The sequence below is a fragment of the Corallococcus sp. CA041A genome (genome assembly GCF_003612075.1).
Classification (GTDB): Bacteria; Myxococcota; Myxococcia; order Myxococcales; family Myxococcaceae; genus Corallococcus; species Corallococcus exiguus.
In genome coordinates, this window is the sequence record NZ_RAWF01000126.1 from 19,146 (window position 1) to 28,116 (window position 8,971).

6 protein-coding genes are annotated in these 8,971 nt (G+C 69.6%); 4 read left to right on the forward strand and 2 right to left on the reverse strand.

Annotated elements, in window-relative coordinates; genetic code table 11:
- Positions 1–1,026 (reverse strand): 3-deoxy-7-phosphoheptulonate synthase, encoded by a 1,026-nt coding sequence (aroF, locus tag D7V77_RS22480; RefSeq protein ID WP_120578340.1) that lies wholly within the window; start codon positions 1,024–1,026, stop codon positions 1–3.
- Positions 1,027–1,210: 184 nt separating this feature from the next.
- On the opposite strand from aroF, the gene D7V77_RS22485 reads away from it, so the two are divergent.
- From D7V77_RS22485 to D7V77_RS22500, 4 genes are all read left to right on the forward strand, one after another.
- Positions 1,211–2,461, forward strand: coding sequence for an NAD(P)/FAD-dependent oxidoreductase (locus D7V77_RS22485; protein ID WP_120578341.1), 1,251 nt, complete (start codon positions 1,211–1,213; stop codon positions 2,459–2,461).
- A gap of 170 nt (positions 2,462–2,631) precedes the next feature.
- Positions 2,632–5,094 carry a S8 family peptidase gene (locus D7V77_RS22490; RefSeq protein WP_120578342.1) on the forward strand — a complete coding sequence of 821 codons (2,463 nt, stop codon included), beginning with the start codon at positions 2,632–2,634 and terminating at the stop codon, positions 5,092–5,094.
- Positions 5,095–5,184: 90 nt separating this feature from the next.
- The gene (locus D7V77_RS22495; RefSeq protein ID WP_233597161.1) at positions 5,185–5,838 is read left to right on the forward strand and encodes a CPBP family intramembrane glutamic endopeptidase; all 654 of its coding nucleotides are present in this window, start codon (positions 5,185–5,187) and stop codon (positions 5,836–5,838) included.
- 24 nt (positions 5,839–5,862) lie between these two features.
- Entirely contained in the window at positions 5,863–6,897 is a 1,035-nt protein-coding gene (locus D7V77_RS22500) for a 2-dehydropantoate 2-reductase (RefSeq protein WP_120578344.1), read from the forward strand.
- Between the two features lie 43 nt (positions 6,898–6,940).
- Here D7V77_RS22500 and htpG read toward each other — a convergent pair whose 3' ends face one another.
- Positions 6,941–8,848 (reverse strand): molecular chaperone HtpG, encoded by a 1,908-nt coding sequence (gene htpG, locus D7V77_RS22505; protein WP_120578345.1) that lies wholly within the window; start codon positions 8,846–8,848, stop codon positions 6,941–6,943.
- Positions 8,849–8,971: the final 123 nt, after the last annotated feature.

Consider the following 8,971-nt stretch of genomic DNA (forward strand, 5'->3'; position numbering starts at 1 on the left):
CTATCCCAGCCTGACCATTTCGCGTCCCATCGCCTGGGCGATGGCCCGCACTTCACCCATGGCCTTCTCGAACTCGGAGAAGTCCAGCGACTGGAAGCCGTCCGACCTGGCGCGCGGCGGATCCGGATGCACCTCCACGATGAGGCCGTCCGCGCCCGCGGCGACCGCGGCCCGCATCATCGCGGGGACGGCCTTGCGTACGCCGATGCCGTGCGACGGGTCCACGAACACCGGCAGGTGCGTGAGCGCCTTGAGCATGGGCACCGCGTTCAAATCCAACGTGTTGCGCGTCATGTTCTCGAACGTGCGGATGCCCCGCTCGCAGAGGATGACCTGGGTGTTGCCGCGCGCGACGATGTACTCGGCCGCCATCAACAGCTCCTTGATGGTGGCGCTGATGCCGCGCTTGAGCAGGACGGGCTTGCGCGTCTCGCCCACCGCCTCCAGCAGGCTGAAGTTCTGCATGTTGCGCGCGCCCACCTGGAGGATGTCGGTGTGCTCCGCGACGGAGGCCAGCGTCGCCGTGTCCTTCACCTCCGTCGTCACCAGCAGGCCCGTCTCCTTGCGCGCCTCCGCGAGCAGCGCCAGGCCGTCACCCTTGAGGCCCTGGAACTCATAGGGGCTGGTGCGCGGCTTGAACGCGCCGCCGCGCAGCATGGTGGCGCCCGCCTGCTTCACCGCCTGCGCGGTGGAGATGATCTGCTCGCGCGACTCCACGGAGCAGGGGCCCGCGATGACGTGGATGGCGGCGCCGCCGAGCGTGAGGTTGCCCACGCGCACCAGGCTGTCCTCCGGCTTCACCTCGCGGCTGACCAGCTTGAACGGCTGGGAGATGGCGACCGCGTCCGCGACGCCGGGCAGCACGCGGAAGGGCTCCGGCTCCACCGCGCCAGGGTTGCCGGTGATGCCGATGGCGGTGCGAGAGCCCCCTGCGATCGCGTGCGGATGCCAGCCACGGCGGCGGATCTCATCGTTCACTCGCTCGATGTCCTGGTCCGTCGCGTCTGGGCGCATCACGATCAGCATGGGGAACTCCTGCTCTTTCTCTCCAAAGGGCACGCGGGCGGATGCCTGCGTGGGTGTGCTTGGAGCACCGTGCACACGGCAACCTTTGCCGTAACTGTCGGATGCCCGCAACCGAACCAGAGTCTTGCTTGCACGTCCTGGCGTTATCAAGCCAGGGTCCGAACGCTCGTACGGAAGGCGGACCATGGCGAAGCGGCCCGGGGTCATCGTGGTGGGTGGGGGGCTCGCGGGCCTGGCGTGTGCGACGGCGCTGCTCGAGGCCCGCGTGGACGCGCACGTGCTGGAAGCAGGGGACTCACCGGGCGGAAGAGTGCGCACCGACTCGCACGAAGGGTTCCTGCTGGACCGGGGCTTCCAGGTGTACCTCACCGCCTACCCGGAAGGTCAGCGGGTGCTGGACCTGAAGGCCCTCTCGCTCCAACGCTTCATCCCCGGCGCGAAGGTGTGGCGGGGTGGGCGGCTGCACACGCTTGCGGACCCGTTGCGGCATCCCGTCACGGCGGTGTCGCATCTGTTCGACGCACCAGGAGGTCTGTCGGACAAGCTGCGCGTGTTGGAGCTGCGGCAGCACGCGACGTCTGGCGAACTGGGCGACTTGTGGCAGCGGCCCCAGCAGGAGTCGCGGCGCTTCCTGCTGGACCTGGGCTTCTCCGAGGAGATGCTCGAAGCGTTCTTCACGCCCTTCCTCGGCGGCATCTTCCTGGAGCGAGGGCTGACGACGTCCAGCCGGATGCTGGAGTTCGTGTTCCGGATGTTCTCCACGGGCTACGCGTCCGTGCCCGCGCAAGGGATGGGCGCCATCCCCGAACAGCTGGCGGCGAAGCTGCCCTCAGGCGCGCTGCGGATGCGCGTGCGCGTGGAGGAGGTCTGGGGGCACCGCGTGCGCCTGCCGGGCAGTGAGCTGCTGCACGCGGACGCCGTGGTGGTGGCGACGGACCCAGGCAGCGCGGCGTCGCTGCTCGTGGGCATGCCCGCGCCCCGGATGAACCGCGTGACGTGTCTGTACTTCGCGGCGCCGGAGCCGCCGGTGGAGGGGCCGTGGCTCGTGCTCAATGGTGAGGGGCGCGGACCGGTGAACAACGTGGCGGTGATGAGCGAGGTCTCCGCCGCGTACGCACCCCCAGGCCAGGCGCTGGTGTCCGTGTCGGTGGTGGACGACCCGGGCGGCGAGGACTCACTGGAGGCGCGTGTGCGTGCGCAGCTCACGGAGTGGTTCGGCGCGGCGGTGTCCGCGTGGCGGCATCTGCGCACGTACACGCTCGCGGAGGCACTGCCCGCGCAGCCTCCGTCCGCGCTGGTGGAGCCGCACCGGCCCGTGCGGCTGGCCGCGGGGCTCTACGTGTGCGGAGACCATCGCGAGAACGCGTCCATCGACGGAGCGCTCGCGTCGGGGCGCCGCGCGGCGGAGGCGGTGTTGCAGGACCTGGGGAGATAGTCCTCCCTGTTGCCTGCGAAGCTGCGCGTTGCCTTCCAGACAACACCTTGCGTGAGGGCAAAACCGCGAAGGAAGGGAGTCCAGCCAGCCAGGCCCCGGACAGCTGGACGCATTGCCCGCAGCGGACCTAGGGTCGGACGCTCTCACACGTTCTTCCAAGGATTCCGTTCATGCTCCGCCGCCTTGCCCTCCTGGGATTGCTCGGTCTCGCGGCCTGTCCCGGCGAAAACAGCGACGACGATGACACTGATGCGACGAAGGGGACCGTCTCGGGCTCCCTGCAGCCGTTCCAGGCTGGCTCCGCCGCCGCGAACGCCAGCTCGTCGCTGGATGCGTTCTTCTCCCTGCCGGGCTCGAAGAACCTGTCCCAGAAGGTCTCCAAGGCCCTGGCCGCGCAAGGCGTGTGGCGCACGGGCATCCCGTCCAAGCAATTGACGCACGAGGCGTCGCTGCTGCCGGGAGAGATCATCATCCGCTTCGACACGCCGGGGCTGTCCGCGGAGGAGGCCGTCGCGCAGGCGCGCGTCGCGGGCTACCACGTCGTGCACCAGGCCTTCCTGAGCGATACGCAGCACCTGCTGCGCTACGAAGTAAGCCAGCCGCAAGCGATGTCCGGTGGCGCGCCCACCGTGCGCGCGCTCACCCAGGCGGAGCACGTGCGCGTGCTGTCCCAGGTGCTGGCCGTGCAGGGCGTGCAGAACGCGGAGAGCAACGTCCGCGTGCGGGCGCAGGCCGTGCCGAATGATCCGCTCTACTCGCGGCAGTGGCACTACAAGAACATGAACCTGCCGGCGGCCTGGGACCTGGGCACGGGCAGCGGCTCCATCGTCGTGGCGGTGGTGGACACCGGCATCACGTCGCATCCGGACCTGAACACGCGCGTGCTGCCGGGCATGGACCTCATCTCCAGCCTCACCAACGCGGGCGACGGCGATGGCGTGGACACGGACCCGACGGACAACGGCAAGGACCTGCCCAACGGCGGCTCGTCATTCCACGGCACGCACGTTGCGGGGACCATTGGCGCGTCGTCCGACAACGGCTTGGGCGTGGCGGGCGTCACCTGGTCCGGCCGCAACATCCTGCCGGTGCGCGTGCTGGGCACGCAGGGCGGCTCGCTGGCGGACATCATCGCGGGCGTCACCTGGGCCAGCGGCGGCCCCGTCACCGGCGTGCGGCTGAACACCACGCCCGCGCGGGTCATCAACATGAGCCTGGGCGGCGACGGTCCTGCGTCGACGGAGATGCAGACCGCCATCAACGCGGCCAACGCGCGCGGGGCCATCCTGGTGGTGGCCGCGGGCAACGAGAACGTCAACACCAACAGCAGCTTCCCCTGCAACCAGCAGAACGTCATCTGCGTGGGCGCGGTGCGCTTCAACGGAAAGCGCGCCAGCTACTCCAACTTCGGCACGCAGGTGGACGTGATGGCCGCTGGCGGCCAGACGAGCGAGGACCGCAACGGCGACGGCTTCCCGGACGGCGTGCTGTCCACGCTGCCCAACAGCACCAACCAGCCTTCCTACGAGTGGTACCAGGGCACCAGCATGGCCACCCCGCACGTGGCGGGCATCGTGGCGCTGATGCTGGCGCAGGACTCCAAGCTCACGGCGGCGGACGTGGAGGCCATCCTGAAGGACACCGCGGACAAGACGAGCCAGTGCTCCGAGGGCTGCGGCGCGGGCCTGGTGGACGCGTACGCCGCGGTGCTGCGCGCCAAGGGCGGCGGTGACCCGACGCTGCCCCCGAAGCTCGCCATCACCACCACGCAGCTGTCCTTCACCGGCGCGTCGTCGCAGGCGCTGACGGTGCGCAACAACGGCGGTGGCACGCTGCAGGTGAGCGTGGCCGTCTCCGGCGCCAACGCCTCCGCGGTGTCCGTCTCCAGCACCTCGCTGTCGGTCCCCGCGTACAAGTCCACGGCGCTGAACGTGACCGTCACCCCGGGCTCGCTGGCGCCGGGCAGCTACGTGGCGCAGATCGACCTGACGGGCGCGTCGAGCGCGGGCACCGCGCAGGTGCTGGTGAAGTTCCGCGTGGGCGCCTCGGATGAGAAGGACGCGGTCATCGGGTTCGCGTACCTGGACGCGGCGGGCGAGGTGCAGGTCGACGACGACGGCATCTCCGTGGTGCGCGCGGCCGGTGGGTACAACTACAGCCTGAAGATGACCCCGCGCGACTACCTGGTGCTGGCGTCCATCGACGACACCGGCGAAGGGGACTACTTCGAGGACGGCGATCGCGTGGGCTTCTGGCGCGACACCACCCAGGTGGAGACCGTGACGGTCACCAAGGGCAAGACGACCAGCGACATCAGCTTCACGCTGGTGCCCTACCAGTCGGACGACGACCACACGCCCACGACGACCATCGGTGGGGCCTGCACCACCAACAGCACGTGCGGCACGGGGGGCCAGTGCCTCACCGGCACCAGCTTCCCGGGCGGCTACTGCACCCAGAGTTGCATGACGGCCGGCTGCCCGTCGGGTTCGGACTGCTACAGCAACGACCGGGGCGCCACCGCCTACTGCTTCGTGACCTGCACGCCGTCGAGCGGCAACACCCAGGGGTCGTGCCGCACGGGCTACCGGTGCGTGAGCGACGGCGCGGGCAGCGGCGCGTGCCTCCCGTAGTGATGACGTGAAGGTCCGTACCGGCGCCGGCGGTGCACGCGTGAACGTGCCCGCCGTCGTCCATCGCGCCGGGGTACGCTGCCGCGCGCGATGACTGCTTCTCCCGTTGGACCGCCGTCAGCCGGTGACGCGGCCCTGCCTCTGTGGCGGGTCGCGGCCGCTGGCGGCGTGCTGGCCTGGACGGCGCTGGTGCACGTGCATCCGCCGCGCTTCTTCGCCGTCGCTTCCGTCTTCTGCGCCGTCTGGCTCGCGGTGACGTGGCGGGCGATGGGCCCCTGGCGAGGGCCACCTCCCTCCCTGTCGCTCCTGGATACCGCGTGGGGTGTCGCCCAGGCGGTGGTGCTGTTCGCGGGCGCGAGGGCCTTCCTGTGGGCGTTCTGCGGCGGCTTTACCGACGCGCTCTGCGAGCCGCTGCAATCCGTCTACTCGACGTTCGGCACGGGGTCGCTGGGGACGGCGCTGGCCCTGGTGTTGCTGCTCGTTCCGGCGGAGGAGCTGTTCTGGCGAGGGTGGGTGCAGGGTGCGCTGCGCCCCCGGCTGGGCCGGTGGGGCGCGGTCGCCGGGTCGGCGGTGCTGTCGAGCGTCGTGCTGCTGGGCTTCGGTGAGCCGCTGCTGGCCCTGGCCGCGCTTCCCACGTCGCTCGCCTGGGGCGCGCTGGCCGAGTGGCGCCGGACGCCTGCCGCGTCCTGGGTGAGCCATGCCTTGTGGGACGTGCTCATCGTCGTGGTGTGGCCCGCGACGTGAGCGCGCGTGCCACAATGCGCGCCCATGGCTTCGACTCCTGAGGTGGTCGTCTTCGGCGCGGGCAGCATCGGCTGTTACGTGGGTGGGCGGCTCGCCGCGACGGGCGCGACGGTGCGCTTCATTGGCCGCGAGCGGGTGGTGGCGGAGGTGCGTGCGCACGGCCTGCACCTGACGGACTGGCAGGGCGCGGACCTGAAGGTGCCCGCGGCGGACGTGCGCATCGACACGGGGCCGGAGGCGCTGTCCACGGCGGACCTGGTGCTCGTCACGGTGAAGTCCGCGGCGACGGAGGAGGCAGGGCAGACGCTCGCGCCGCGACTCAAGCCTGGGACCATCGTCATCAGCTTCCAGAACGGACTGCACAACGCGGCGGTGCTGCGCGGTCTGCTGCCCGGCCACACGGTGCTCACGGGGATGGTGCCCTTCAACGTCGCGGCGCAGGGGCAGGGCCATTTCCACGCGGGGTCGGAAGGCACGCTGGAAGTGGAGCGGCACGCGGCGCTCGCGCCGTTCGTGGATGCATTCACCCGCGCGGGGCTGGCGTTGAAGCAGCACGCGGACATCGTCGCGGTCCAGTGGGCGAAGCTGTTGCTCAACCTCAACAACGCGCTCAACGCGCTGGCGAACCTCCCGTTGAAGGAGGAGCTGTCACAGCGCGCATGGCGGCGGTGCCTGGCGCTTGCGCAGGGCGAGGCGCTGGCGGTGCTGGGGCGCGCCGGGGTGAAGCCCGCGAAGCTGACGCCGCTGCCGCCGGGATGGATTCCGGTGCTGCTGGGGGCGCCGGACGCGGTGTTCTCGGTGCTGGCGAAGAAGATGCTGGCCATCGACCCGAAGGCGCGCTCGTCCATGTGGGACGACCTGCACGCGGGCCGCAAGACGGAGGTGGACTACCTCAACGGCGAGGTGGTCCGGCTGGCCCACCAACACGGCGTCTCCGCGCCGGTGAACTCACGGCTCGTGGAGCTCATCCGCGAGGCGGAAGCGGGGCAGCGCCGCCAGTGGACCGGTGAGGCGCTGCTCGTGGACCTGAAGAAGGCGGAGCTGGCGAACAGGGGGTGAGCTGTGCGTGGCGGGCCTCGCGACCCGCGCACGCACGGGAACATCAGCTCCGGGCGGCCACCTGCGTGAGCAGCGCCGTCATGCGCCGGGCGAACCGGTTCGGGTCGCTCAACGGGCTTCCCTCCGTGAGCAGCGCCTGGTCGTGGAGCAGCTCAATCCACTCGCCCACCTGCGGCGCGGCCGGGTCGTTCGCGAGGAGTCCGCGCAGGTGCTCGATGACCGGGTGCTTGGGGTTGACCTCCAGGATGCGCTTGATGCGCGGCATTCCCTTGCCGCGCTCCTTGAGCAGGCGCTCCAGGTAGGCCGGCGTGCCGCCCTCCGACACCACCAGGCACACCGGCGAGTCCGTGAGGCGGTCCGACACGCGCACCTCGCGCACGTCCTCCTTCAGCACGTCCTTCATCTTGTCCGTCAGGCCCTTGAGCCCTTCCGACTGCTGCTCCTTCGCCTTCTTCTCCTCGTCCGTGGACTGGAGCTTCAGGTCCGCGTTGAGCGCGGAGACCAGCGGCTTGCCCTGGAACTCGCGCAGGCCCTGCGCGGCCCACTCGTCCACCGGGTCCGTCATGAAGAGCACCTCGTAGCCGCGCTGCTTCAGCGCCTCCAGGTGCGGGCTGTCCGCCACCGCCTTCCGGCTCTCGCCGTAGACGTAATAGATGGCCTCCTGGCCCTCCTTCATGCGGCCCACGTAGTCCGCCAGCGACGTGAGGCCCTCCTCACGCGAGGACTCGTAGCGCACCAGCGCGCCCAGCTTCTCGCGGTACTCCGTCTCCAGCGTCAGGCCTTCCTTCACCACCGTGCCGAAGGACTCCCAGAACGTGCGGTAGTCGTCCGGCTTGTCCTTGGCCAGCTTCTCCAGGAGGTCCAGCGACTTCTTCACCACGTGCTTGCGGATGGCGCGCACCACCGCCGAGTCCTGCAACATCTCACGCGACACGTTGAGCGGCAGGTCGTCCGAGTCGATGACGCCGCGCACGAAGCGCAGCCACTGCGGCACCAGGTCCTCGCAGCGGTCCATGATGAACACGCGCTTCACGAACAGCCGCACGCCGCGCTGCTGCTGCGAGTTCAAGTCGAACGGCGGGTGCTTGGGCACGAAGAGCAGACCCGTGAACTGCTGCGTGCCGTCCGCCTTGAAGTGCGTCCACGCCAGCGGCTTGTCGAAGTCGTGCGTCAGGTGCTTGTAGAACTCCTGGTACTGCTCGTCCGTGATTTCGCTCTTCGGACGCTGCCAGAGGGCGCTGGCCTTGTTCACCACCTCCAGCGCCTGCTCCGTGGCCTGCGTGTCCCCGCTGCCCACCTGCTTCGTCACCTGGAGCTTGATGGGGTGGCCCACGTAGTCCGAGTACTGGGTGATGAGCTGCTTCAGCTTCCACTCGTCCAGGAACTCCTTCTGGTCCGCCTTCAGGTGCAGCGTGATGGCGGTGCCGCGCGTGGCCTTCTCCGCCGGCTCCACCGTGAACGTGCCGTGCGCCTCCGACGCCCACTTCCACGCGGACGTCTCACCGGCGGCGCGGCTCACCACCTCCACGCGGTCCGCGACGAGATACGCGCTGTAGAAGCCCACGCCGAACTGGCCGATGAGCTGCACGTCATTCTTTCCCTTCTGCGCCAGCGCCTGGAGGAACTCGCGCGAACCGGAGTGCGCGATGGTGCCCAGGTTCTTCACCAACTCGTCATGCGTCATGCCGACGCCGGTGTCCTCGATGGTGAGGGTGCCCTGGTCGGCGTTCGGGATGATGCGAAGCTCCAGCGCGGACTCGTCCTTGAGCAGCTCCGGCTCCGTGATGGAGCGGAAGCGCAGCTTGTCCAGCGCGTCGGATGCGTTGGACACCAGCTCGCGCAGGAAGATCTCCTGGTGGCTGTAGAGCGAGTTGATGACCAGGCTCAGCAGCTGCTGGATCTCCGCCTGGAATGAATGGGTTTCCCGCTGGGGGTGGGTCTCTGCGGACATGAAGGCCTCCGGGCGCTGACGGAACGCGCCAATGCTCTTCCCATAACCATGCCTGCCGGCTTGTCGAGAAGAGGGAATCCGCCCACACCCGTCGCTGGGAGGCGGGGGCGGGTTGGGGTCTGT